This is a genomic window from Pseudomonas sp. IT-347P (genome assembly GCF_949768005.1).
In the GTDB taxonomy this organism is placed as follows: Bacteria; Pseudomonadota; Gammaproteobacteria; order Pseudomonadales; family Pseudomonadaceae; genus Aquipseudomonas.
In genome coordinates, this window is the sequence record NZ_CATKPQ010000044.1 from 541,202 (window position 1) to 564,234 (window position 23,033).

At 60.1% G+C, this 23,033-nt stretch carries 21 protein-coding genes, 1 tRNA gene, 1 pseudogene and 1 riboswitch; of the genes and pseudogenes, 3 read left to right on the forward strand and 20 right to left on the reverse strand.

Annotated elements, in window-relative coordinates; genetic code table 11:
• Window positions 1-24: 24 nt before the first annotated feature.
• From ACM6IV_RS18835 to ACM6IV_RS18910, 16 genes and pseudogenes are all read right to left on the reverse strand, one after another.
• Window positions 25-1,302 carry a type II toxin-antitoxin system HipA family toxin gene (locus tag ACM6IV_RS18835; RefSeq protein WP_414871145.1) on the reverse strand — a complete coding sequence of 426 codons (1,278 nt, stop codon included), beginning with the start codon at window positions 1,300-1,302 and terminating at the stop codon, window positions 25-27.
• Window positions 1,295-1,612 carry a helix-turn-helix domain-containing protein gene (locus ACM6IV_RS18840; RefSeq protein WP_095119135.1) on the reverse strand — a complete coding sequence of 106 codons (318 nt, stop codon included), beginning with the start codon at window positions 1,610-1,612 and terminating at the stop codon, window positions 1,295-1,297. The genes ACM6IV_RS18835 and ACM6IV_RS18840 overlap by 8 nt, the downstream gene beginning before the upstream one ends.
• 143 nt (window positions 1,613-1,755) lie before the next feature.
• Window positions 1,756-2,163 (reverse strand): type II toxin-antitoxin system HicB family antitoxin, encoded by a 408-nt coding sequence (locus tag ACM6IV_RS18845; protein ID WP_414871146.1) that lies wholly within the window; start codon window positions 2,161-2,163, stop codon window positions 1,756-1,758.
• A gap of 36 nt (window positions 2,164-2,199) precedes the next feature.
• A pseudogene (locus tag ACM6IV_RS18850) lies at window positions 2,200-2,379 on the reverse strand (type II toxin-antitoxin system HicA family toxin).
• A 276-nt stretch (window positions 2,380-2,655) separates the two neighbouring features.
• Window positions 2,656-2,729 (reverse strand) — tRNA-Gly (locus ACM6IV_RS18855).
• Window positions 2,730-2,887: 158 nt separating this feature from the next.
• Window positions 2,888-3,772, reverse strand: a complete 885-nt coding sequence (locus tag ACM6IV_RS18860) for an alpha/beta fold hydrolase (protein ID WP_414871147.1) — start codon at window positions 3,770-3,772, stop codon at window positions 2,888-2,890.
• A gap of 316 nt (window positions 3,773-4,088) precedes the next feature.
• A complete protein-coding gene (locus ACM6IV_RS18865; RefSeq protein ID WP_414871148.1) occupies window positions 4,089-4,781 on the reverse strand; it encodes a pseudouridine synthase in 693 nt (230 codons plus the stop codon).
• A gap of 33 nt (window positions 4,782-4,814) precedes the next feature.
• Window positions 4,815-5,045 (reverse strand): cysteine-rich CWC family protein, encoded by a 231-nt coding sequence (locus ACM6IV_RS18870; protein ID WP_414871149.1) that lies wholly within the window; start codon window positions 5,043-5,045, stop codon window positions 4,815-4,817.
• Window positions 5,038-6,525 carry a diguanylate cyclase gene (locus ACM6IV_RS18875; protein WP_414871150.1) on the reverse strand — a complete coding sequence of 496 codons (1,488 nt, stop codon included), beginning with the start codon at window positions 6,523-6,525 and terminating at the stop codon, window positions 5,038-5,040. Before ACM6IV_RS18875 ends, ACM6IV_RS18870 begins: the two co-directional genes overlap by 8 nt.
• A 282-nt stretch (window positions 6,526-6,807) precedes the next feature.
• Complete coding sequence (gene atzF, locus ACM6IV_RS18880) at window positions 6,808-8,580, reverse strand: allophanate hydrolase (protein WP_414871151.1); 1,773 nt, start codon at window positions 8,578-8,580, stop codon at window positions 6,808-6,810.
• Between the two features lie 24 nt (window positions 8,581-8,604).
• Window positions 8,605-12,252 (reverse strand): urea carboxylase, encoded by a 3,648-nt coding sequence (uca, locus tag ACM6IV_RS18885; RefSeq protein ID WP_414871152.1) that lies wholly within the window; start codon window positions 12,250-12,252, stop codon window positions 8,605-8,607.
• A gap of 283 nt (window positions 12,253-12,535) precedes the next feature.
• On the reverse strand, window positions 12,536-13,177 hold the full coding sequence (locus tag ACM6IV_RS18890; RefSeq protein ID WP_095113798.1) for an urea amidolyase associated protein UAAP2: 642 nt from the start codon (window positions 13,175-13,177) through the stop codon (window positions 12,536-12,538).
• An 11-nt stretch (window positions 13,178-13,188) separates the two neighbouring features.
• Complete coding sequence (locus ACM6IV_RS18895) at window positions 13,189-13,914, reverse strand: urea amidolyase associated protein UAAP1 (protein ID WP_414871261.1); 726 nt, start codon at window positions 13,912-13,914, stop codon at window positions 13,189-13,191.
• Window positions 13,915-13,939: 25 nt separating this feature from the next.
• Window positions 13,940-14,728, reverse strand: coding sequence for an ABC transporter ATP-binding protein (locus tag ACM6IV_RS18900; protein WP_414871153.1), 789 nt, complete (start codon window positions 14,726-14,728; stop codon window positions 13,940-13,942).
• Window positions 14,725-15,540: an ABC transporter permease gene (locus tag ACM6IV_RS18905; protein ID WP_414871154.1), complete on the reverse strand. Its 816-nt coding sequence runs from the start codon at window positions 15,538-15,540 to the stop codon at window positions 14,725-14,727. The genes ACM6IV_RS18900 and ACM6IV_RS18905 overlap by 4 nt, the downstream gene beginning before the upstream one ends.
• Before the next feature lie 18 nt (window positions 15,541-15,558).
• Window positions 15,559-16,626, reverse strand: a complete 1,068-nt coding sequence (locus tag ACM6IV_RS18910) for a putative urea ABC transporter substrate-binding protein (RefSeq protein WP_414871155.1) — start codon at window positions 16,624-16,626, stop codon at window positions 15,559-15,561.
• Between the two features lie 63 nt (window positions 16,627-16,689).
• Window positions 16,690-16,790: riboswitch (guanidine-I (ykkC/yxkD leader) on the reverse strand.
• A 282-nt stretch (window positions 16,791-17,072) separates the two neighbouring features.
• Between ACM6IV_RS18910 and ACM6IV_RS18915 the strand changes: the two genes are divergently transcribed.
• Together ACM6IV_RS18915 and ACM6IV_RS18920 are read left to right on the forward strand one after the other, a co-directional pair.
• Window positions 17,073-17,336: a hypothetical protein gene (locus ACM6IV_RS18915; RefSeq protein WP_414871156.1), complete on the forward strand. Its 264-nt coding sequence runs from the start codon at window positions 17,073-17,075 to the stop codon at window positions 17,334-17,336.
• Window positions 17,337-17,516: 180 nt separating this feature from the next.
• The gene (locus tag ACM6IV_RS18920) at window positions 17,517-17,924 is read left to right on the forward strand and encodes a hypothetical protein (protein ID WP_414871157.1); all 408 of its coding nucleotides are present in this window, start codon (window positions 17,517-17,519) and stop codon (window positions 17,922-17,924) included.
• 66 nt (window positions 17,925-17,990) lie between these two features.
• Here the strand turns inward: ACM6IV_RS18920 and ACM6IV_RS18925 are convergent, their stop codons facing one another.
• Entirely contained in the window at window positions 17,991-19,103 is a 1,113-nt protein-coding gene (locus tag ACM6IV_RS18925; RefSeq protein ID WP_414871158.1) for an enoyl-CoA hydratase/isomerase family protein, read from the reverse strand.
• Between the two features lie 132 nt (window positions 19,104-19,235).
• Between ACM6IV_RS18925 and ung the strand changes: the two genes are divergently transcribed.
• The gene (ung, locus tag ACM6IV_RS18930) at window positions 19,236-19,928 is read left to right on the forward strand and encodes a uracil-DNA glycosylase (protein ID WP_414871159.1); all 693 of its coding nucleotides are present in this window, start codon (window positions 19,236-19,238) and stop codon (window positions 19,926-19,928) included.
• An 85-nt stretch (window positions 19,929-20,013) separates the two neighbouring features.
• Here the strand turns inward: ung and ACM6IV_RS18935 are convergent, their stop codons facing one another.
• From ACM6IV_RS18935 to ACM6IV_RS18945, 3 genes are read right to left on the reverse strand one after another with little or no spacing between them, the layout of a single operon-like run.
• The gene (locus ACM6IV_RS18935; protein ID WP_414871160.1) at window positions 20,014-21,048 is read right to left on the reverse strand and encodes an AbrB family transcriptional regulator; all 1,035 of its coding nucleotides are present in this window, start codon (window positions 21,046-21,048) and stop codon (window positions 20,014-20,016) included.
• The gene (locus ACM6IV_RS18940) at window positions 21,041-22,555 is read right to left on the reverse strand and encodes a tripartite tricarboxylate transporter permease (protein WP_007911435.1); all 1,515 of its coding nucleotides are present in this window, start codon (window positions 22,553-22,555) and stop codon (window positions 21,041-21,043) included. Before ACM6IV_RS18940 ends, ACM6IV_RS18935 begins: the two co-directional genes overlap by 8 nt.
• 1 nt (window position 22,556) lies before the next feature.
• Window positions 22,557-23,015, reverse strand: coding sequence for a tripartite tricarboxylate transporter TctB family protein (locus ACM6IV_RS18945; protein ID WP_414871161.1), 459 nt, complete (start codon window positions 23,013-23,015; stop codon window positions 22,557-22,559).
• Window positions 23,016-23,033: the final 18 nt, after the last annotated feature.

Sequence of the window (23,033 nt, forward strand, 5' to 3'; positions counted from 1 at the left end):
ATGAGTGCCGGTTTCTCGAGACGGCTACCTGGCAGCACGACTTCCGGCAAGTAGCCCGATGTTTTGGTCGATGCGTTGTTGAATGGTGCGCAAGGTTTCCTGGGTGATCACACCCGGATACAAACTTTCAGCCATGGCTGTGAATCGGCTAGCTACCGCGCAAAATCTGTCAATGATGTCGGCGGCCGTAGCGGCGTTTACTTCAGCCTCCACTGCAAGGTTGAGCAGGTGTTCTCTGCCAATTTCCAAGGCTTCACCCATCACGTCCATCTGGTGATAGCCTCCCGGCCCCTCGCAGAAAGTGACGTCATAGGCCGGCGCTAATTTCCAGTCTCCGCCAGGCGACATGATGTAAGCAAAGTTCTTCGGATGGTCATCTCGGTTGTTGAATGCGACATTGAAGACGACCCGCTCAAACGCGGCGGCTTTCTCTCGTACGTCATTGCTGCACTTATGAGTTGCACGCAAGAAGTTGACGTAGTCCAGCGCCCCGGGAGATCTGAAGTCCGCACCGGTAAAGGCTGCAAGACTCTGCATGGGCACCCGCAAGTCGTTTTGTCGGTCAAAGCGTTTTGTGGCAAAAGCGGCCATTCCCTCAGACAGGCTGAAATAACGAGTGTCAGGAGTCTGGATACCGCACAAGCGTAAACATTCGGCATAGACCATTTCGATGGCGCACACCTCGGGATGTTCTTGCTGAGCCGGAAACTTCACCAACCAGGCTTCGAAACCGGGAGTGGCGGCCGTAGTAAAGGCGTCAGTGTGCGAATCGCGATACACCAGCGCTTTGGGTCGGGCGCCCTGTGGAGAGCCTCCGACCAGTAGCAGTTTCTGGAGAAGCTCTCCACCTTTACCTTTGAGTACCTCCTGCACTTCGGACGCGAGCAACTCGATGGGAACATGCATTTGCGGCTCCAGCGCCTCGGGTGCAACAGGTTCAAACGACATGGCCCCCATGGCATTGTTGCCAATGTAGGCTAGCCGCTCCAAAGGACCTATTCGCGCGGGGTTGAGGCCTCGACGTTTGAACAATCGGTCCATCAGCAACATGCCCCAGCCATCCGGCAGCGAGTCATAAATCGGCCCAGGCAGTCCCAGTTGATGTGACGGGAAATCCCGGTTTAACCTGGTTCCCTGTAATGGAAGCCTCAAGGAGGAGAGTTCCAGCCCTCTGTTTTTTGCCTCATCGCTGTACTCAAACACGACCTGCGGGCGACCGGTCAGGGCTTTTGTGGAAGCAAGTGTGCCCCACCGCCAACGTTCACCCCAGCCCTCGTAATAGACGTCAACTTGTTCAAGCATTGTCGGCTTTCCTTTTGATGCGATGACGCTTGGCCGTCTTTTCGTAGCGAATGATATCGTCCAGAGTTTCGAGCCTTGGCAGAAACAATCCTTCAAGCTCCTTTTCGCGTCCAAGAACCATCGCCACTCGCACCATGTTGTCGAAACTCACATTACGACCGGCTTCAAGGTTTGACACCGTATTCGTCGCAATGCCCGCGCGAGCGGCCACGTCTGCTTGTGTCATCTCCAAGGCCAATCGTTCTGTGCGCAGGCGTTGGCAAATCCGTTTGACGATCTCGCTTGCGGTGGTGAGGCTTAAATCCAGCATGTCGTGTGTACCGTCGGCGTTCAGTTTTGATTATCAGCACACAATATACTGTGGATTAAACCTAAAAATATCATTTAACTCACAAGAAAATGTAATTAGGTTTAATGGGTAGGATAGGCCAGCACGGGTTGACGCGCCAAGGTTCAACCCTGCTGCAAAACTTTCAGAGCCGCCGACGCCAGAAAGCCCGAGCGGCTTTTTTCTTCCGGGTGGTGCAACACATATTCGTCAATGCGGTTAAGCAAATGCCCCGGCAAAGTGATGTTGAGTTTCTGGGCTTTGCCCAAGTACTTCAGGACATCTATATCGACCACGGCCCAAGCACATCCTGCGTACTTCGGATTGGCAACGTTCACGCCAAGTTTGCTCGCAGCCGGGATCGGCGCACCGCCTTCAGCCAAAATTTCGAAATGCCCCTCGATGGCTTCGCGAGCCATGGCGACGGCATCGTCCAGATCATCGCCCGCCGAAAAGCAGCCCGGAATGTCCGGCACCTCCACGCCCCAGGCGTGTTCTTCATCACCTATTGAAATCGCAATCGGGTAGAGCATATTCGTTTCCTCCATCGCGCCGATGACCTGAAAAAATCAGAGCAGCGCTTGTTGCAAAATACTGATGGCCGTTTTTTTCAAAAGATCTTTCTTCGGATGCGGCACAGTGACCAGTCCAGGCTTGACCGGGTGTTTGAAGTGATGGTGGCTGCCTCTGACTCACACTAAATACCAACCGCCTGCGACGAACTGGCCGATTAAAAAACGGCTATTCACAACACCTCCTTGTGGTGTGCTTGGTGGGTACTATATCTACTTGGCTTTTGTGATCAACACTATAACCACCAAATGGTCATCGTCCGTCATTCGGCTCGGCGGTGTGAATCAGTCTAGATAGGGAGGCAGCGCGGGGATTCAGAGTGTGTTGCAGGTTTTTGCATTGCATCGAAATGCAGCATCGGATTTTTCAGGCACAAAAAAACCGGCCATCAAGGCCGGTTTTTTCTGTTCCTGCATCCCCCGTCAAAAAACACAACGTGAGACAAAATTGAGTGGAGCGGGTAGAGGGAATCGAACCCTCGTCGGAAGCTTGGGAAGCTACTGTTCTACCATTAAACTATACCCGCTCAGAGCGGCTGACTTTGTACCAGACTCGGCCACGGATTTGAAGTTTTTCTTTTACTCATGAACGCTTTGAATCACTGAAAACGGTCAATCGCGGGCGAGCACTGCGGTGCGTAAAGCAAAATCCCAACCCCACAGCCTCGCTCGCGACGACTCTCTTTCAAATTGCCAATGCATGTTGATCCTGAACAAACGAGTAACGCGTTCGGCTGGTCTGCTGCGCCGGTTTCAGAAAGCCGAGCAGGGCATTCTGGCTGTCGCGGCACGCCGCCTTGTGTTCCATGTCGAGGAAGTGCCCGGTGGCCTGCAGCGTAGTAAACGTGCTTTGTGCCACGTGGTTGCCGAACAGGCGTGCGTCTTCGGCAGCGGTGTACTCGTCCCATTCGCCGTTTAAGAACAGCACCGGCACGTTGATCTTTTTCGCTGCGTTCAGATAGCACTGCCGATCGCTGTGCAACACGTCGCTGATGTGGAAGTGCATCTGTCCGTATTCGTGTTCGGCCAGGCTGCTGACGTGGCGATAGTTGAAGCGTTTGAACAGTGACGGCAGGTGTTTGCCGATGGTGTTGTTGACCAAGTGGCCGACGCGGTCGCCGTCACGCTGGCCGAGGTAGTCGACGCCACGTTCGAGATAATCGAGCATGTGCGCGTTGATCACCGGCGAGAAGGAGCTGATCACGGCCCGTTCGATGCGCCGTGGCTGGTGGGCGAGGGCGACCAGGGTCGCCGCGCCGCCCCAGGAAAACGACAGCACGTGTTCGGCGGCGAAGTGGTCGATCAGCTCGAGCAGAATCTGCCCTTCGACATCTTTCGTCAGATGTTTCTCGTGGCGGTTGTGGGCTTTTGACTTGCCCGCGTAGGGCTGGTCGTAGCAGACCACGTTGAATTGCGGGTGCAGGTTTTTCACAGTCTGTGCAAACGACGCAGTCGTGGCCATCGAGCCGTTGACCAGGATGATGGTCTTTTCTGCGGCGTCTGCGCGATAGAACTCCGTGTAAACCCGATACTGACCCTGTATATCCAGCACAGCGATTTCTGGCCTCATGTCATAAGACTCCTGGCAAGCAAGCGGGTATGCGCGCAAATTGAGATTGCACGAGCTTTGTGACAGGTAGGCATACGCCTGGAATTTGCTTGGCCCATGTCGATCCATGACTACGGTCGACGGGTGTTGTTATTGGCGGGCAGTCTGCCGGCTGAGGCGGAGCCTTGAAGGCTCTCTACCGGCAAAAAGTTTCTTGGATGTATGTCGTGACTCATCGGTCACAATCTGGCCGACGTCCTGATTCAAGCAGGGCAGTCGGGATCGCGCAAGTGCCGTTGGTAAATTGTTCGACAACTTCTGCTGAGCGGTCGCGGGCTTAGAACAAATGGATCTCTTCGGTGCGCAAAGCGCGGTACTCGCCCGGTTTTAGCGCGTTATCGAGCCGCAGCGGGCCCATCGATTCGCGGTGCAGGCGCAGGACTTTGTTGTTGAAGTAACCGAACATGCGCTTCACCTGATGGTAGCGGCCTTCGACGATGCTCAGTCGCGCCGAATGGGAGCCGAGCAGCTCCAGTTGCGCCGGTTGCGTGGTCAGGTCCTCGAAGGCGAAGTAGATCCCTGCGGCAAAGGTGATCGCATAGTGCGCGCCAATCTCTTGCTCGGTCTCGACGTAATAGACCTTCGGCAGTTTGGTCTGCGGCTGGGTCAGGCGGCGCGACCACGCGCCGTCGTTGGTGATCAACATCAGGCCCGTAGTGTTGAAGTCCAGACGCCCGGCGATGTGCAGGTCGTCCTTGTCCGGCTCATCGAGCAGGTCGAGCACAGTCGGGTGTTGCGGATCGCGGGTGGCGCTGACGCAGCCCGGCGGCTTGTGCAGCATGAAGTAGCGCGCCGCTTTGCCGCTTTGCAGCACTTCGTCATCGACTTCGACGCGGCTGAATTCCAGCACTTCGCTGTGCGGGTCGCTGACGACTTTTCCGTCAATCCGCACGCGCTTTTCCACCAGCAACAGGCGAACCTGCTGACGGTTGTAGCGGGGCAGGTTGCTGAGGAAACGGTCGACGCGCATGTTCAGGGTTCAGTGGATAGCGGGGCGCGCATCTTACGGGATCGGCCGCTTGGCTGCTTGCAGTTGCGCTTCGACCTGGGCGCAGCGCGGGCACAGGCAGGATTGGTTGCGCAGCGCTGGCGGCAGTGCTTCAAGCACCGCCGGGTCGATGCTCACGCCATAGCACCAGCATTCGCGGTCGGCGGTGCGCGGGTCAGCCAGGCTGCAGTCGTTGCGGGCGCCGCAGGCTGGGCAATGGTCGGGTTGAACGTCGGAATCAGGCATAAGTCGAGTGAAGCATTTCCACGCAGGTGCGATTGCGGCCGGTTTGTTTGGCTCGGTACATCGCATGATCGGCCCGCGACAGCAGGCTGTGCAAGCTGTCATCGCGTTGCAGCGTGGTCGCGCCGATGCTCACCGTCAGATTTAGGCGATGGCCGTCGTAGGCATATTCGTGCTGTTCGACGTGTTGGCGGATCTTCTCGGCAATTTTCTGACCGGTGTCGCCGTCGGTGTCCTTCAGTAAAACGATAAATTCCTCACCGCCCCAGCGGCAGACGATGTCGGCATGGCGCAGGCAACTTTGCAGGTCGCGGGCAAAACCGATCAACACCTGATCGCCGGCCATGTGCCCGTAAGTGTCGTTCAATGCCTTGAAGTGATCGAGATCGAGCAGTAACGCAGTCAGGGGTTTGGTCTCGCGTTGCGCTTCGTGCAGGGCCTGCGCGGCGAGGATGTCGAAGCCACGGCGGTTCGGCAGTTCGGTGAGGCTGTCGAGAATCGCCTGCGCCTGAATCTTTCCTTGATAGCGCTTGATCACGCGGTTGAGCAGCGCCAGGACAATCAGTGTCACCAGCAGGCAGATCAGCAGATTCAGATACAGCGACTGACGGATTTCACTCAGGGCGCCGTCTTCGCGCTTATCAACGAACAGGTACCAGTTCAGCTCCGGAATAAACCGCACGTTGAGGAAATGCCCCTGACCGTGGGCGGAATATTCGTAGCTGCCGCTGTGCGGTTTGGGTAACTGGCTGACCAGACTCTTCATACTCTCCAGTTCACTCAGGCTCTGGCCGATGTGCGCACCCTCGGGGCCGCCGTCGGCGCCGGTCAACACCAGTCGGCCGAAGGTGTCGACGAAGTACACGCTGCGTTGATAGCGCTGTTGATACTTGTCGATCAACTTGATCACCGCGTCCACGGTCAGACCGACCCCGGCCGCGCCGATGAAGCGATTGTGATAGTCGTAAACCTTGTAGTTGATGAAGAAGGTCAGGTTGTCCTTGTTGGCCAGATCCGGGTCGACGTTGATCTCGTAGGGATCCTTCATGTCGCGCACGCGGAAGTACCAGGCGTCGCGCGGCTCATCGACCCTGACCTGCTTGAGCACGCCTTTGGCGTGGTAGTAGGTGTGGCTGCCGTCGGAAACGAAGAACGCGGTGTAGGCGCCGTAATGGCTCATGACCTCGTCGAGGTAGCGGGTCATCTGCTCGGGATTTTGCTCGCCGTTGACCACCCAGTCGCGCATGAAGGTGTCGCGGGACATCATCGAGGAAATCAGGATCGGCCGGACCAGGTCTTTCTGAATTTCCGAGTAGACCGTGTCGGAGGTCAGCGGCAGTTCGGTGTTGACGATGTTGTCGCGGATCGACTCGCGGGAGGCGTAGTAGCTGAGTAACGACGTGGCAAGGAACCCGGCGCCGAGCAGGGCGATCAGCGTCAGGACCAGCGAGCGTTGCGAGTACAGGGGAGAACGAAGCGGCATGGCAGATCCGTTGGCAATGGCCCGATGGCATGCATTCTAGTGGGATGGCCGAGAAAAGACTGCGGGATTTATGCCTGAAATGGCGGGGGATATGACCTTGAGGGTGTGTCAGGAGGATCGCGCCCTCACCCCAGCCCTCTCCCGGAGGGAGAGGGCGCCGATTTGTGGTGAATTCAAAAATTGTGTTCGGCTCGGTATCACCGAATGGCAACCACCTGACAAACACCTCGATCAGTCCCCTCTCCCTCTGGGAGAGGGCTAGGGTGAGGGTTGGTTTCCGGATCAGATCCGAGTCTCAAGATACGCCCGCCAGCCCCCCAAATGGCTGACGTCCAGCGCACCCTCCAGTCCATACGGCTCACAAATAAACCCGCTCTCCCAACGCCCATCCGCCAGTTGCACCTTGCCCAATCCAAGCGGTGCCGGAATCCCGGTGAGGAACGAGCCCAATTCACTGCTCGGCAATTCCCACACCTCCACCGCAATCGCCACACCGCCATCCTTCACTCGCACCATGCCCGGCCGCAGCGGCGGGCCGCCGGCCAACGCATACAGTTGATAATCCGGTGAGCTCAACGTTGTCTCCAGCAAACGCCCACCCCGCTGGGTCAGTTGCCAGTTCAGTGCCAACCCCTGCAGATGCGCGCCACACACCACGATGCGTGCACGATCATGGCGCGCTGCGTTCATAGGCGTGGGCAATGCCGGGTCCTGCTGACGCTGCAGCGCATCGGCCACACTCAGCAAATATTGATCGGTGAACGCCCGGCCAAACAGCGTCACGCCCCACGGCAATCCATTGGCCATAAACCCGCTTGGCACGGCGACGGCGGCGTAGTCGAGCAGGTTCATGAAGTTGGTGTAGTAACCCAGTTCGGAATTGCGCAGCACCGGTTCGGCGTGCAGTTCGGCCAGCGTCACCGGCCGGCCAATGGTCGGTGTGAGCACGCAGTCGAGGCCTTCGAGGGCCTGATCGCACAGCGCTTTCAAAGCTTGCAGCCGATACTGCGCGCGGAAGGTCTGCACGCCTGTCACCGCCGGCGCCTTGGCCAGTACGGCGCGGATCACCGGCAAAACGGCCTCGGGATTCTGCTCCATCAACTCGCCCGCCACGCTATAGCGCTCGGCAACCCACGGCCCTTCGTAAAGCAAACGCGCGGCTTCAAGGAATGGCGACAGATCCAGCTCGACCGCTTCGCCACCCAAGGCCTTGAGTTGATCGATGGCGTCGCCGAACAACAGCGGCCCTTCGACGCAGCCGAAAAACTCAAGATCCTGCGCGCGCGGCACGCCGAAACGAAACGCGCGTGGTGCACCAAACGCCGAGCCGTCATTCCACGATGGATTGCGACGGCTGTATTCGTCGCGCGGATCAAGTTTGGCGGTCAGCGCCAGCAACTGACTGGCCTCACGCGCCGTCGCGGTAAACGTGGTCACGCAATCCAGCGTTCGGCATGCAGGCAGCACACCAGCAGTGGAAATCAGGCCTTTGCTCGCCTTCAATCCGACCAGATTATTCAGTGCCGCCGGCACCCGACCTGAGCCTGCGGTGTCGGTGCCCAAGGCAAAACTCGCCACGCCCAGCGCCACCGCCAGCGACGAGCCGGCGCTGGAGCCGCCAGACGGGTACTCCGTCAGCACGCTGTTCGGACACGCGCCATAAGGCGAGCGGCTGCCATTGAGCCCCGTGGCAAATTGATCGAGATTGGTCTTGCCCAAAGGAATTGCGCCCAGTGCCAGCAGTTGCTCGACGATGGTCGCCGAGCGCTCCGGCACATAAGCAAAGTCCGGGCACGCGGCCGTGGTGGGAATACCGGCCAGATCGATATTGTCCTTGATCGCAAACGGCACGCCATACAACGGCAGACTGTCGAGGTTGCGACCGTCAAGAGCGGCGAGATAGGGCTCCAGTTCGGCGACGCTGAGCAGGTGGATGAACAGGTGATAATCCGGATTCAGCGCGGCAGCTTTATCGCGCAGTTTCAGCAGCAGTTGGCGTGGTGTGGTATCGCCATTGCGATAGGCCTGGCGCAGAACATCGAGTTGCAGATTCATGAGTAGATCCTTATGCAATAGGCTTCAGTCGAGTTCCAGCACCACGACCCGTTGTCCGGCGCGCACCGCTGAACCGGGTTGCACGCGAATCTCGCGCACCACCCCGGGCAGCGGCGCGAGTACCGGGATTTCCATTTTCATCGACTCGAGAATTACCAGCACGTCGCCCGCCGCGACACGGCTGCCGGCCTCGACCTGCACCTGCCAGAGATTGCCGGCTATGTGGCTGTCGACGCTGTGTTCACCATCGGCCAGTGGCGCATCCTCGGTCGATTCCGGCACGGCTTCTTCACTGTCGAAATGCGCCTGACCGCTGGCGATCCAGCGTTCACGCTCGGCGTTGAACGCGCCCTGTTGCTGGGCGCGAAAGGCACTGATGCTCTGGGCTTCAAGATTGAGAAACGCCTGATAGTCGGCGAGGTTGAGCTGGCTGTGTTCGATGTTCAGATTGAAGCGCCCCAAGGGAAAATCGCGGCGAATGCGCAGCAGCTCGTCGGCGCTGACCGGGTAGAAACGAATCTGATCGAAGAAGCGCAGCAGCCACGGTTTGCCTTCGAACGCGGCGACATCGCGATAGCGGTTCCACATCTGCAGCGTGCGCCCGACAAACTGATAACCGCCGGGGCCTTCCATGCCGTACACGCACATGTAAGCGCCGCCGATGCCCACCGAGTTTTCAGCGGTCCAGGTGCGCGCCGGGTTGTATTTGGTCGTGACCAGACGATGACGCGGATCGAGCGGTGTGGCGACTGGCGCACCGAGGTAAACGTCACCAAGGCCCATCACCAGATAGCTTGCGTCGAACACCGTGCGCTGCACTTCGTCGAGGTTGGGCAGGTCGTTGATACGGCGGATGAACTCCAGATTGCTCGGGCACCACGGCGCGTCCTTGCGCACGGTGGTCATGTATTTCTCGATGGCCAACTGGCAGGCCGGGTCGTCCCACGACAGCGGCAAATGCACGATGCGTGACGGCACTTGCAGGTCGTTGGCGGCACACACCGCATCCCATTCGCCAGCGATGATGCCGAGCAGATCGGCCAGCGGCAGTTGCTCGGGCTGGTAGTGGATTTGCAGCGAGCGGATGCCGGGGGTGAGGTCGATCACGCCGTGCAGGGTTTTGCTCTCCAGTGCCTGCATCAGGGCGTGGGCGCGGAAACGCAGAACAAGATTGAGTTCAGGCTCGCCGATTTCCAGCAGTAAATGAGTGTCGCCAGAAACCCGCCCAACCAAACGCATATCGCCCTGACCCAACTCCAACACCACAGGCGAAACCAGACCCTGTGGGAGCGAGCTTGCTCGCGAATGCGGTGTGTCAGACACATCAATGTTGACTGACAAGGCCTCTTCGCGAGCAAGCTCGCTCCCACAGGGGAGATCCCATTTCAGAGCGAGATCGCGGGCGGTTTTGAGGTCGACGGGGATGAACTGGATTTTATCGCCCGCCTTGAGCTGCCCAAGCTGCCAAAGGTCCGCCTCGATCACCGTCACCGGGCACACAAACCCGCCAAGGCTCGGGCCGTCCGGGCCGAGGATCACTGGCATGTCACCGGTAAAATCCACCGCGCCAATGGCATACGGATTATCGTGAATATTCGATGGATGCAACCCGGCCTCGCCACCGTCGGCGCGCACCCATTCCGGCTTCGGTCCGATCAGGCGGACACCGGTGCGGCTGGAGTTGAAATGCACTTCCCACTGGGTTTCAAAAAAAGTGCCGATGTAGTTTTCGGTGAAGTATTCCGGTGCGCCGTGCGGGCCGTAGATCACCCGGATCTGCCGCACCGCTGGCAACGCGGTGATGTGCTGTTCGGCCAGATGCTGACCAGCACTGCGGTCAGTCAGCGCAGGGATAGGCAATACATCCCCGGCACGCAATGCCCGACCACCATGCCCACCAAACTGGCCAAGGGTGAAAGTGCTTTTACTGCCCAGATAGTCCGGCACCTGCAAACCACCGCGCAGGCACAGATAACTGCGTGCCCCGGCACCGCTGATACTGCCCAGATGCAACGTCGCGCCCGCCGGGATCAGCAACGCGGTGTTCATCGGCACGCTCAAACCTTCAAGCGTCAGGCTAATCGGCGCGCCAGTCACCGCGACCACCGCCTCACAATTGAAACGCAGCAACGGCCCGCTCATGGTGATTTCCAGCGCCGCAGCCCCGTCAGCATTGCCGAGCAGACGATTGCCCAGACGCAACGCGCGGCTGTCCATCGGCCCCGACGGCGGTACACCGACCGCCCAGTAGCCGAGGCGACCGGGATAGTCCTGCACGCTGGTTTGCGTGCCGGCGCTGAGCACTTCGAAGGTGTTGGCGCGATAGACCAGACCTTCCAGGCAACGGGTCCACGGCTCGCCGCTGACGAAAGGCCTGTCGAGGAGAATCTGCCGCAGATAATCGCGGTTGGTTTCGACGCCGTACAACAAACTATCGCCCAACGCCTGGTGCAACTCGGCACGCGCCTGTTCGCGGGTCGGCGCCCAGGTGATGACTTTGGCGACCATCGGGTCGAAGTACGGCGGTATCTCGCAGCCAGCCTCGACCCAGGTGTCGATGCGCAGTTGAATGCCATTGGCCGGGGGGAAATCCACCGCCGTCAGCAGGCCCGGGCTCGGCTGAAAATCACGTCCAGGATCTTCCGCATACAGCCGCGCCTGAATCGCATGGCCCTCGGGTTGCAGACCACATATGAGTTCGCTCAGCGGCGGCAGATCACCGGCCGCCAACTCGACCATCCAGCGCACCAGATCGACGCCCCAGACTTGTTCAGTGACGCCATGCTCCACCTGCAACCGCGTGTTCACTTCGAGAAAATAAAAACGCTGCGCCTCGCTGTCGAAGACGAATTCAACCGTGCCGGCGCTGCGGTAGTTCACCGCTTTCGCCAGTTTGACCGCCGCAGCGCACAGCTGATCGGCCATGCCGTCCGGCAGGTTCGGCGCAGGGGTTTCCTCAAGGACTTTCTGATTGCGTCGCTGCACCGAGCAGTCGCGCACGCCGAGGGCGATGACCTCACCGCGACCGTCGCCGAACACCTGCACTTCCAGATGACGGGCGCGCTGGATGTATTTTTCGATGAACACCCCGGCGTCGCTGAAGTTGTTCTGGCCGAGACGTTTTACCGCTTCAAACGATTCGCTTAATTCAATGGCGCTGCGGCACACGCGCATGCCGATACCGCCACCGCCGGCGGTGCTTTTCAGCATCACCGGGTAGCCGACCTGTTCACCGGCAATCAGCGCGGCGTCGAGGCTGTCGAGCAGTTCGGTGCCTTCGAGCATGGGCACGCCGTGCTGTTTGGCCAGCGCGCGGGCGGTGTGCTTGAGGCCGAACACGCGAAGTTGCTCCGGCGTGGGGCCGATGAAGGCGATGTTCTGCGCTTCACAGGCTTCGGCGAACGCAGCGTTTTCCGAGAGAAATCCGTAGCCGGGATGGATCGCCGTGGCGCCGCTTTGTCTGGCGATGGCGAGGATCTTTCCGATGGCCAGATAAGTGCCGGCAGCAGCGCCTTCACCGAGACTGTGCGCTTCATCGGCGTGCAGGATGTGCAGGCTGGCGACGTCGGCTTCGGAATACACGGCCACGCCTTTCACCTGCAAAGATTCAAGGGTGCGCAGGATGCGGCAGGCAATGGCGCCACGGTTGGCGATAAGGACTTTTTCGAACATGGCATAACCCCTGAAGGGGGAGCGGGCCGTCCCGCCGTTTTTCGACAGACATCCGGGCCGTCCCGGATGAAAAAAAATACCTATTCCAAACCACCTCGGATCCCTTGTGGGAGCGAGCTTGCTCGCGAATGCGATGTGTCAGTCAGCATTGATGTTTCTGATGCGACGCCTTCGCGAGCAAGCTCGCTCCCACATTTTGATCAGGGGTGTTTGGGGGATTTCAGGCACTGCCCGGAACGGGCCTGGCACAGTGCGAATAGCCAACGGCGCAAACGGCTGATTTTCAGTTCCATACCAGCAGCTCCGCAGGTGTCGGGTTGTAGGCGTTGCACGGGTTGTTCAACTGCGGGCAGTTGGAAATCAGCACGATGACATCCATCTCCGCGCGCAAGTCGACGTACTTGCCCGGCGCAGAAATTCCGTCCTCGAAGGTCAGCCCGCCATCCGCCGTGACCGGCACATTCATGAAGAAATTGATGTTCGGCCCGATGTCGCCTTTGCCCAGTCGCCCATCATGGGCACAGGCGCGCAGGTAGTTGTCGCGGCAGCTGTGCATGTAGCGTTTTTCCAGGGCGTAGCGCACAGTGTTGCTCTCTTGCGCGCACGCGCCGCCGAGGGTGTCGTGACGTCCGCAGGTGTCGGCGACGATGGTCAGCATTGCGTGACCGAGGTTGGAATACAGCACGCTGCCGGTGCTCAGGTAGACGCTGTTTTGTCGGCGCAGTGTGCGCTGCACGTCGTAGCGTTCCTTGGGATTGGCGAGGCTGTAGAACAAGGTATCGACGGCCTGATTGCCTTCCAGGTCGAGAATGCGCAGGGTCTGGCCAGCCTTGACCTCCATCAGCCAGGGTTCACCGGCCGGGATCGTGGCGCGGTACACCGCTGCGTCGGGTTGTTTTTGCGAAGTGGCGATAGCAACTGACATGGCAGCGATCCTCAGGCGAACAAACGGTCGGTGTTGATAAAGCCGCGCTCGTTTTCCGGGCGCGAGGTGCGGCAGTGCTCGGCGACGCTGGCGTCGGCGTTCATCCAGCTCAGCTTTAGCGGTTTGGGCGCGTATTCAGGGGACGGATCCATCGGGTGTTGCAGGGCGGTGAGCACCACCAGCGTGTCCATCGGCGCGTACAACTCGATGTAATCGCCGGCCTTGGAATTGCCCTCGACGAAGTGGAAGCGCCCGGTTTCATCGACGTTCACACGGCTGAACAGATTGAGCGTCATTAACAGGTCAGACAGGCCCAGCCCCCACTTGCCGAGTTCTACCAACAGGTTGTCTGTGCCGTTGCGGAAGAAACCGTTGCGCAGTTCCTGATAGCGGCCCTGACCGTACTTCTGCGCGACTTCTTCGGCGCAGAGCACACCGCCGAGGCTGTCGCTCCAGCCGCAGGTATCAGCGGTGATCGCAGCGAGTACACGGCCCATGTCCGAGTACAGGCAGTGGCCGCTGGTGAGCTTGGCGGTGTGTTGGCATTTGAGGCTGTCGGGCAGGTTCAGCCGCTCGGTTTTTTCATTGGCGTTGAGCAGGGTCAGGCTGACGTTGGCGCCACCGCGCAGATCGGTCAGGCGCAGCAATTGGCCGCGCTTGAGCACGAAGGAACGGTGGCCGCCGCCGGGGAGCATTTCTTCGGCGAACGGTGGAAACAGTTGGGTCGAATCGGTCATCGGTGTTTTCATCGGAGCAGTCCTCTCAAGCGGTGCGAAGGGCGCCTGCCAATGGCAGTGGCAGGGCGTCGACGGCGGCGCGTTGGGCGCGGCGGTCGCTGTTCAAAGGGATGTCGTAGGTGATGCGGGCGCCATAGGCGCCGGGGGCGTGCGGATCGAGACGCACCTTGTCGAACACCAGTAGACGGGTGCCGAGGCTGAAACCTTCGGACAGGTCGTGGGTGACCATGAACACCGTCAGTTTGGTTTCGCGCCACAACTCCAGCAGCAAGGCGTGCATGTCTTTGCGGATGCCCGGATCGAGCGCGCCGAACGGTTCGTCGAGCAGCAATACTCGCGGCTTCATGATCAGTGCCTGGGCAATCGCCAGCCGTTGCTGCATGCCGCCGGACAACTGCGCCGGGTATTTGTCGAGCGCATGGCCGAGGCCGACTTTTTCCAGCAAGGCCGCCGCTTGTTCGCGCGCCTCACGTTTACCGCTGCCGAACAACCGACCGATCAGCGGCGCACGCGGCAGTTCCAGGCCGAGGGCGACGTTGTCCAGTACGCTCAAATGCGGGAATACCGAGTAGCGCTGGAACACCACGCCACGGCTGACATCCGGCTCGCTGGCCAGCGCTTGACCGTCGAGCAGAATCTCGCCGCGACTCGCCGTTTCCTGACCGAGCAGCAGGCGCAGGAAGGTCGATTTACCGCAACCGGACGCGCCGACCAAGGTGCAGAACTCGCCCTCGTTGACGCTCAGGTTCAAGCCTTCCAGCACGATCTGATCGGCATATTGCTGCCAGACATTTTTTACCGTGATGAAGCTCATTTGGCCGCCCCCTCATACCAAGGGAAGGCGCGACGGGTCAGGTACTTCAGGCCCCAATCCATCAGCCAGGCGAGGAGGGTGATCCACACCACGTACGGCAGAATCACGTCCATCGCCAGATAGCGGCGTACCAGAAAAATCCGGTAACCGAGGCCGTCGGTGGAGGCGATCGCTTCGGCGGCAATCAGGAACAGCCACGCCGAACCGAGCATCAGCCGCAACGAGATCAACAAGCGCGGCAACAACTGCGGCAGTACCACGCGCAGCAACAGCGTCCAGGTCGAGGCGCCGAGGGTCTGCGCCTTGATCAGCAGTTCGACGGGAATGTCCCGCGCGCGCTGTTCCAGATCGCGAGCAAGCGCCGGGGTGATGCCGATCACGATCAGCATGACTTTCGACAACTCGCCCAGCCCGAAGACGATGAACAGAATCGGCAGGATCGCCAGTGGCGGCACCATCGACAGCACCGTCAACAGTGGCGACAAAGGTGCGCCGAACAGCGGCAGCGTGCCGGCGGCGATGCCCAGGCACAGCCCGGCCAATGCAGCGATGCCGAGGCCGATGACCAGACGCCGCAGACTCGACGCGGTGTCCTGCCACAACAGGTAGTCACCGGTGCGGCTGTCGGCATTGAAGGCCAAACGTTTTACCGCGTCGCTCATCTGCACGGCGCTGGGCAGCAGTTTGTCGTTGGGGTTGTCCGCCAGGCGCTCGGCCGAGCCCATGAAGTAGGCGAACAGCAGCAATGCGAACGGCAGGATCACCAGCAACAGGCGACTGGGGCGATCCGGGTGGCGATTGATCAGGCGCATGGCCAAATCCTCCGTGGCTTACAGCTTGGCGTCGGCGGCCATCTGCACGTAGGTCGGATCGAAACGCAGCTTGAGGTTGCCGGTATCGCCACTGGTCACGCCGTTGGCGAAGGCCATGCCGACCGCGCTGGTGTCTTTCGCGCCTTCTCCGAGCAGGCCGTGCTGGAAGGAGAATTCGGCGACCTTGCGCATGGTTTCCGGCAGTTGTTTGCTGGTGGCGAAACTCAGCGCTTCGCTCGGTGTGGCGAACAGTCTGGTGGTGTCGAGTTGTGCCTGGAATCCGGCCAGATCGGTGCCCGAGGCCTTGGCCATGTGCTCCAGCGCAGCTTTGCTCGCGGCGTTCTTGGCGTTCATCAGTTCGACCACTTCGAACCACGCACCGGTCAGCGCTTTGCCCAGCGCCGGGTTGTCTTTGAGGGTGGCGCTGTTGACCACCATCATGTCCATGATTTCGCCGGGAATCTGGCTGGAGTTGAACACTTCGGTCACGCCCGGTTTGGCCTTGATGTCCGAGAGCATCGGGTTCCACGTAGTCACGGCGTTGACTTGCGTGGTGTTGAAGGCGGCGGAGATGTCGGCGTCGGAGGTGTTGACCACCTTCAGGTCTTTTTCGGTCAGGTCCACCGAATCGAGCGCGCGGGCCAGCAGGTAATGCGAGACCGACAGTTCGACCAGATTGACGTCCATGCCCTTGAGGTCGCTGACCTTTTTACCGTCGCCCTTGAGGACGATGCCGTCGTTGCCGTTGGAGAAATCGCTGACGATCAGCGCGGTGCTGTCGACGCCGCCGGCAGCCGGAATGGTCAGTGCGTCCATGTTGGTCATGGTGCAACCGTCGAACTGGCCTGCGGTGTACTGGTTGATCGATTCGACGTAGTCGTTGAGCTGCACGACGTCGATCTTGATCCCGTACTTCTTCGCCCATTTGTCGACGATGCCCTGGCTACCGGCGTATTCCCATGGCATCCAGCCAGCGTAGATAGTCCAGCACACGCTGAAGTGGTCTTTCTGGGCGGCGGGGGCTTGGCTGCTGATGAGCGCAGCGAACGCGGCGGCGAGCAGGGCGGGCAAACGTAGTCGGGTCATGGTGGGTTCTCCAGTTGATCGAGGGCGGACAGGAAGGCAACGCGGCACCGCGAACGGTGGCTTGTCTCCCGGGCTTTTGTCCCGCCGTGTAACCTCAACTGGAGGTCGCCAACTCTCGGACCAGCCACTCGCTATTGCGAGCCGGAACCCTAGTCAGCCATTGCAAATTGTGGTGCCACGAACCTGTGTTGACTCCTGCACGGGTTTGCTAAAGCGAGACGCGTGCCAAGTCGCGTCAGGCGCTCTGGCACGGGGGCGTGGGTCCATCGGCTTGGCGGCGTGGGCGCTTAGGCGCTTTGTGTTGGTGCGCGGCTGCACCGTGATGCAGCGTGCTTGCCGCTGATCCGATGGTTTTGCGGTGTTGGCACTCGGCATGGCTTCGCCAGTCAAAACAGATGTCAGCCGGTCTGTGCCGACTGCTGTCGCAGGTCTTTCAGGAGGCCGCCATGCTTATTTCTAAAACGTTACGCAGGGTGCTGCTGGGAGCGGTGCTCGGTTTCGGTCTGTCCGGTTGTTATTACTACGCCGGTCCCTACGATGCATATCCGTCTACCTACTACTATCCCGGTTATTACTCGCCTTATTACTACGGCGGCTATTACGGTCCGCGTTACTACGGCGGCGCGCGTTATTACCATGGTGGCTACGGGTATCGAGGGGGTTACGGACGGGGTTATCACGGCGGCGGATATCACGGTAGCCACCATTAATCAGCGGCTGAATGATCGGGTTTTGCGGATGAACAAGGTTTCATCAAGCACTTGTTTCAACTTGTTACATGAACGCACCAGATTCGGAAAACGCTGTCAGATATTTCGTCAGTCACCGAATAAACGACTGACGCCTGCCAGCGTCGCTGGTGTGGCCCACCCGCGGTCCAGGAGGCCGCCATGTATAGACGAATTCTTCTGCTTGCTGCGTTGATGTTTTCCGTTGCCGGTTGCGTCCCGTACTCTTACGCGGACTCGTATTACAGCTCAGAGGTCTACACGTCACCCGCACCGGCCTACTACAACACGGGCGGCACCTATTACCGCGGTGGCAGCACGTATTACGCGCAACCACGCTACTACCAGCCAGCCCCGCGGTATTACCAGCAACCGCGCTATTACCAATCGGCGCCGCGTTACTACCAACCGGCCCCACGCTACTACGAAAGCCGTCGCTGGCACGGCAATGATCGCGGACGCTGGGACGGCCATCGTCGTGGCGGTTGGGATAACGATCACCGCGGTCGTGGCAACTATGATCGCCACAGTGGACGCGGCGACCACAATGGACGTGGCCATCGCTGGTAAACACCCGCAAATGAAAAGTGGCGCATGAAGCGCCGCTTTTTTGTGCGTGGATTTTTTCCGGGGCACTCAGTATTGCGTCAAATCCGCCAACGGATGACGCCCCTCCCAGACTTTGTGAAAGTGCGCCTCGACCACCGCATCCGGCACGTTATTGATGTCCGGCCAGTGCCAGTGCGGCTTCTGATCCTTGTCGAGCAAACGTGCCCGCACGCCTTCGCTGAATTCCGGATGCCTGCAGCAATTGAGGCTCAAGGTGTATTCCATCTGAAAGACTTCCGCCAACGACAAGTGCCGGGCGCGGATGATCTGTTCCCAGACCAGATGTGCGGTTAACGGCGAGCCCTCGGCCATGGTTTTTGCCGCGCGGGCGATCAACGGATCCCTGCTGTCGCGTTGCAGGCTAATGGCTTTCCAGGCGCAAGTGACGTCGCTGACGTCGAGCAGTTCATCGATCTGCTGACGACGCGGCAGCCACTGCGCCTCGGGCAGCTGCGCCACGGCTTCCTGTTGCAGGGCCTTGAGCAGACTGTTGAGTTGCATGTCGGTCTGTTCCTGCCAATTGAGCTGCAACAGGCCTTCGATCAGTTGCGGCTGCTGTTCGTCGAGCAGGAAGCGATCAGCCAGATCGAGATCTATCGCATCACGGCCGTTCATGTGCGCGCCGGTCAATCCGAGAAACAGGCCAAGCTTGCCCGGCAGCCGTGCGAGGAACCAACTGGCGCCAACGTCCGGATACAGACCAATGGTGATTTCCGGCATCGCCAAGCGGCTGCTCGGTGTGACGATCCGCGTACTCGCGCCTTGCAACAGGCCCATGCCGCCGCCGAGTACATAGCCGTGGCCCCAGCAGATCAGCGGTTTCGGATAAGTGTGCAGGCTGTAATCCAGGCGATATTCCGCGCTGAAAAACTGAGCGGCCAGCGGTGGAACCTCGCCGGGGTGGGCGCGACAGGCCTCGACCAGGCTGCGCACCTCGCCGCCGGCGCAGAACGCCTTGGCGCCGTTGCCGCGCAGCAGCACGCAGACGATTTGCGGGTCATTGGCCCAGGCGCTCAATTTGTCGCTGAGTGCGTTGATCATTGGCAGGGACAGCGCGTTCAGCGATTTTTCAGCATCCAGGCTGGCGATACCGATGCGGGCGCCGTCGGTGCCGGTGAGTTCTTCGAAGTGCAGATTCATCGTGACCTCGATCGGGAATTTGAACGATCAGTATGATCGTTGTGTGGGAAAGTGCCGGATCTGCGTCAGATCAATTGACAAGCGTGGTCGGCTTTCCTAGGGTTCGCCCCATTGTTTTTGCCGGGTATGACCATGACTGCTGACGACCGTATCAAACTCGAACCGAGCTGGAAGGAGGCACTGCGTGCTGAGTTCGACCAGCCTTACATGGCAGAGTTGCGCCAGTTTCTGCAGCAGGAGCGGGCGGCCGGCAAGGAAATCTATCCGCCGGGGCCGATGATTTTCAACGCGCTGAATTCGACGCCGCTGGATCAAGTGAAGGTGGTGATCCTCGGCCAGGATCCGTATCACGGCCCAGGGCAGGCCCACGGTTTGTGCTTCTCGGTGCAACCGGGCGTGCCGGCGCCACCGTCGCTGGTCAACATCTATAAAGAGTTGAAGCGCGACCTGAATATCGACATCCCCAATCATGGCTACCTGCAGAGCTGGGCCGAGCAGGGCGTGCTGATGCTCAACACCACCATGACCGTCGAGCGCGCCAACGCCAATGCGCACAAGGACAAGGGCTGGCAGTTTTTTACTGATCGGATCATTGAAGTGGTCAGCGAGCGCCAGCCGCATCTGGTGTTCATGCTCTGGGGCGCGCATGCGCAGAGCAAGCAAAAGCTGATCGACGCAACCAAGCATCTGGTGCTGACGTCGGTGCATCCGTCGCCATTGTCGGCGTATCGCGGGTTCTTGGGTTGCGGGCACTTCAGCCGCACCAACAAGTTTCTCGAGCAGAATGGCGAGACGCCGATCGAGTGGCGCCTGCCGCCGATCTAAAAAGCATCGCGAGCAGGCTCACTCCTACAGTTGAAATGCGTTCCGCTGTAGGAGTGAGCCTGCTCGCGAAAAGGGCAACTCGGTCTTACTCGGGATGACGATTCCAGTACTTGAACAACGGCTCCGCCAGAAACAGCACAAACAACAACCGCATCACCTGCATCGCCGTCACCAGCGGCACCGACAATTGCAGGGTCTCCGCCGTCAGACTCATCTCGGCAATCCCGCCCGGCATCATGCCGAGCGTCAGCGAACGCAAATCCAGATGAGTCAGCGCACTCAGCCCCAACGCCGCCAACGTCGCGATCAACATGGTCAACGCCGTGCCAATCAACGTCCGCCCCATGAATGAAGGCGCACGGCGGAAGAATTGCCGGTTGAAGTGGCAACCCAAACCGCTGCCAATCAACCACTGACCAATCTGACTGCCGCCATTGGGCAAACCGATGTGCAGATCCCAGCCAATGCTCACCGCCGCACTCACCAGCAACGGCCCGAACAGCCACGGATTGGGTTGGCGCAAACGTTGCCAGAGCCACGCGAGCAAACCGCCTGCCGGAAACAAAATCGCCAGCCAGCGCCAATCGACGCTGCCAGCGTGGGAAATCGGGTTGCCATCGCCGAGCAGGTACTTGAACGCCGCTGGCACACACAAAACCACCACCAACACGCGCAAACTTTGCCCTGCCGCAACATGACTGAGCATCGCGCCATTGCGCGCGCCGAGGTTGACCATCTCCCCGGAGCCGCCGGGCATGCTCGAGAAAAACGCGGTGGCGCGATCCTCGCCGGTGCGGCGCATCAACCATACGCCGACCACCGCCGAGACACTGGTGACCAGCGCCCCAAAGAAGATCAAACCGAAATGACTGAGCACCTGTTCCATCACCACCGGGGTGAAGTGCAGGCCAATACCAATGCCGACAATCCACTGGCCGCACTTGCGGCCGCCAGGGATTTCCGTGAGTTGCCAAGGGGTCAGGCAGCGCACGAGGATGATCGCCAGCAACGAGCCGACCATCCACGGCAGTGGCCAGCCGATCTGGCTGGCGAGGTAACCGCCGAGCAGACCGACCAGCGGGGTTCCCCACCAGGATTTCAGTGAGGCGCGATCAAACATCGGCGATGGCGCGACGCGCGACCGAGCGTTTGCGCCAGATGCGCAGCAGCGGCATCAGCAGCATGATCGCGGTCAGCACCCAGACACCGAAGGTGATCGGGCTCGACCAGAGGATTTCCAGCGCACCGTTGGAAATCGACAGCGCCCGCCGCAGGTTTTGCTCCATCAGACCGCCGAGGATAAAGCCCAGCAGCACCGGCGACAGCGGGAAATCGAGCTTGCGCAGGATGTAACCGAAGATGCCGATACCGACCATCAGGAACAGGTCGAACGTGGTGGCGTGCACCGCGTAAACGCCGATCCCGGTGATGATCGCGATCACCGGCACCAGCGCCCAGTTAGGCACGGCGAGGATGCGGGTGAAGATGCGGATCATCGGGATGTTGAGGATCACCAGCATGATGTTGGCGATGAACAGCGAGGCGATCAGGCCCCAGACGATGTCCGGTTGTTGCTGGAACAGCAGCGGGCCTGGGGTGATGTTGTACAACGAAAGCGCGCCGATCATCACTGCTGTGGTGCCCGAACCTGGCACACCCAGCGTCAGCATTGGCACCAGCGCGCCACAGGCCGAGGCACCGATGGCGGTTTCGGGGGCGGCAAGGCCACGGGCATCACCCTGACCGAATTTGCCGCTGGCACCGGCGATGCGTTTTTCGGTCATATAAGCCACGGCGCTGGCCAGCGTCGCGCCGGCACCCGGCAATACGCCCATGATGAAGCCGAGCAGGCCGCAACGGATGTTCACCACGAACACCGACGAGGCTTCCTTGAAGTTGAACATCATTCGCCCGGTGGCTTTCACCGCTTCCTGGCCGCGATGGGTTTTCTCCAGCAGCAACAGGATCTCGCTGACCGAGAACAGGCCCAGCACCAGCACGACGAACTGAATACCGTCAGTCAGGTGAATGTTGTCGCCGGTGAAGCGATATACGCCGCTGTTGGCGTCGATGCCGACACTCGACAGGAACAGGCCGATCAACGCTGCGATGAAGGTTTTCAACGGTCGATCACCGGCCATGCCGCCGAGACAGACAATCGCAAACACCATCAGCACGAAGTATTCCGCCGGGCCAAAGGCAATCGCCCATTTCGCCAGCAGTGGTGCGAACAGCACCATGCCGCAGGTGGCGATAAACGCACCGATGAACGAACTCCACGCCGACAGTGAAAGCGCCACACCGGCGAGGCCTTTGCGCGCCATCGGGTAGCCGTCGAGGGTGGTCATTACGGTCGATGCTTCGCCCGGAATGTTCAGCAGGATCGAGCTGATCCGGCCACCGTATTCGCAGCCGAGGTACACCGCCGCGAGCAGGATGAGTGCCGACTCCGGCGGCAGGCCGAGGGCGAAGGCAATCGGAATGAGCAGGGCCACGCCGTTGATCGGGCCGAGGCCCGGCAGCAGGCCGACGACGGTGCCGATCAGTGTGCCGGTCAGGGCCGTGACCAGGTTGTACGGGCTCAGCGCGACGCCGAAGCCTTGACCCAAATAACCGAGGGTATCCATATCAGTTCTCCAGCACGTCGAGCAGGCCAAGGGGCAGCGGAACGTCCATCACACGGTCGAACAGCAGGTACAGACCGATGGCCATCAGCGTGGTTACCACCACACTCGGCATCCAGCGACCGCCATACAGACGCGCCATCGGAATGCCGATGAGCATGCTGCTGAGGATGAAACCCAGCGGTTCAAACAGGCCGGCGAACACCAGCAACAGCGCAACGCAGATGGCGATCTTGGTCAGGGTTTCGCGATCCAGTGGCGGCTCGTCTTCGCTGTGTTTGATTGGCGCCGGGCGAAACACCATGTACAGCAGCGCCAGGCCCATCAGGCCGAGCATCAGCAGAGGGAAGGCGCGCGGGCCCACCGGTTCGTAGGAAAAAGCCGCTTGGTACGGCCACGCCATCAGTGCCAGGCCGGCACAGACCAGCAACAACACCGAGGCGAAAATGCGTTGAATAAGCATGGGAGCTCCTGTGCTGCG